Here is a 2123-nt window from a genome sequence, read left to right on the forward strand (position 1 = left end):
AGCCTTCTCACCAACTCGTCTGCAATGACCGCGCTGCAGACCCTCCGCAACGTCAGCTCGCAGCTCGCGACCACGCAGAACCGGATCTCGACCGGCCAGCGTGTTTCGACTGCCGCGGACAACTCGGCCTATTGGTCGATCGCGACCTCGATGCGCTCCGACAACGCCGCGCTCTCCGCGGTCTCCGACTCGCTCGGTCTGTCGGCCGCGATGGTGGACACCGAATACACCGCTCTGAACACGGTCATCGGCGACAAGGAATCCGGCCTGACCAAGCTCCAGGCGCTGCTGGTCGAGGCCAAGACCGCGGGTATCGATCGCACCAAGATCCAGTCGGAAGTCACCCAGATCCAGCAGGATATGAAGCTCAAGGCCAATTCGGCCACGATCAACGGCATCAACTGGCTGAGCATCGACACCTCGACCGGAACCACGGCGACGCCGACGAGCTTCAACCTCGTGTCGTCGTACTCGCGTGTCGGCGGTACGCCCACCATCGGCTCCATCACGGTGACGACGGCCACCTTCGCGCTCTACACCGTCAACGGCGCAACCAAGACCGGCATCCTGGATACGGTGACCGGCAACAGCACGACCGGCTTCGCGTCGGTCGACACGATCGCCATCGGCTCGCTGACCGACGCGGCGACTGACCAGGCCAAGCTCGACGGCTACATCAACCAGGTCACCGCGGCGATCAACACGGTTGCCTCGGCTGCCGCCAATCTCGGTGCCGTCAAGAACCGCATCGCGACCAACACGGAATTCGTCAAGAACCTGATGGACTCCGTGGATCGCGGCATCGGCCAGCTCGTCGACGCCGACATGAACGCGGAATCGACGCGCCTGCAGGCGCTTCAGACCCAGCAGCAGCTCGGCGTCCAGGCGCTCTCGATCGCCAACCAGAACAGCCAGAGCATCCTGTCGCTGTTCCGCTAAGCTTCAAGCCATCGGCAAAGGGCCGCGCTTCGCGAGAAGCGCGGCCCTTTTCGTTTGGCGTGTGGTCGGCGCGCGCCATGGCTTTCGCACCTCGCCCCCTCGTACCTTGATTTGACGTACCCTGTTGCAGTCGGGTCACGGAGCCACAAGCCCCGCACAAACTTCGCATGCTATCGCCACTGTTACGTCAGGTTGGGCGCGCTCGTCCGCAGCCCAAAGGCATGATGCCGCCCTGTCGTACCGGTGCAAGCCCGGTATGTCCCTAACAATTCAATCTTCAAAGGGGCGTCAAAAATGAGTTCCAGCCTTCTCACCAACTCGTCTGCAATGACCGCGCTGCAGACCCTCCGCAACGTCAGCTCGCAGCTCGCGACCACGCAGAACCGGATCTCGACCGGCCAGCGTGTTTCGACTGCCGCGGACAACTCGGCCTATTGGTCGATCGCGACCTCGATGCGCTCCGACAACGCCGCGCTCTCCGCGGTCTCCGACTCGCTCGGTCTGTCGGCCGCGATGGTGGACACCGAATACACCGCTCTGAACACGGTCATCGGCGACAAGGAATCCGGCCTGACCAAGCTCCAGGCGCTGCTGGTCGAGGCCAAGACCGCGGGTATCGATCGCACCAAGATCCAGTCGGAAGTCACCCAGATCCAGCAGGATATGAAGCTCAAGGCCAATTCGGCCACGATCAACGGCATCAACTGGCTGAGCATCGACACCTCGACCGGAACCACGGCGACGCCGACGAGCTTCAACCTCGTGTCGTCGTACTCGCGTGTCGGCGGTACGCCCACCATCGGCTCCATCACGGTGACGACGGCCACCTTCGCGCTCTACACCGTCAACGGCGCAACCAAGACCGGCATCCTGGATACGGTGACCGGCAACAGCACGACCGGCTTCGCGTCGGTCGACACGATCGCCATCGGCTCGCTGACCGACGCGGCGACTGACCAGGCCAAGCTCGACGGCTACATCAACCAGGTCACCGCGGCGATCAACACGGTTGCCTCGGCTGCCGCCAATCTCGGTGCCGTCAAGAACCGCATCGCGACCAACACGGAATTCGTCAAGAACCTGATGGACTCCGTGGATCGCGGCATCGGCCAGCTCGTCGACGCCGACATGAACGCGGAATCGACGCGCCTGCAGGCGCTTCAGACCCAGCAGCAGCTCGGCGT

At 63.4% G+C, this 2123-nt stretch carries 2 protein-coding genes; both read left to right on the forward strand.

Annotated elements, in window-relative coordinates; genetic code table 11:
- A partial coding sequence (locus A5906_RS38390) for a flagellin (RefSeq protein WP_136615795.1) occupies nucleotides 1–939 on the forward strand: 939 nt, incomplete at its 5' end.
- A gap of 294 nt (nucleotides 940–1233) precedes the next feature.
- Nucleotides 1234–2123 (forward strand): flagellin N-terminal helical domain-containing protein (locus A5906_RS38395; protein ID WP_080140303.1); only part of this gene is annotated, 890 nt, incomplete at its 3' end.

It is taken from the genome of Bradyrhizobium sacchari (genome assembly GCF_002068095.1).
GTDB classification, from domain to species: domain Bacteria; phylum Pseudomonadota; class Alphaproteobacteria; order Rhizobiales; family Xanthobacteraceae; genus Bradyrhizobium; species Bradyrhizobium sacchari.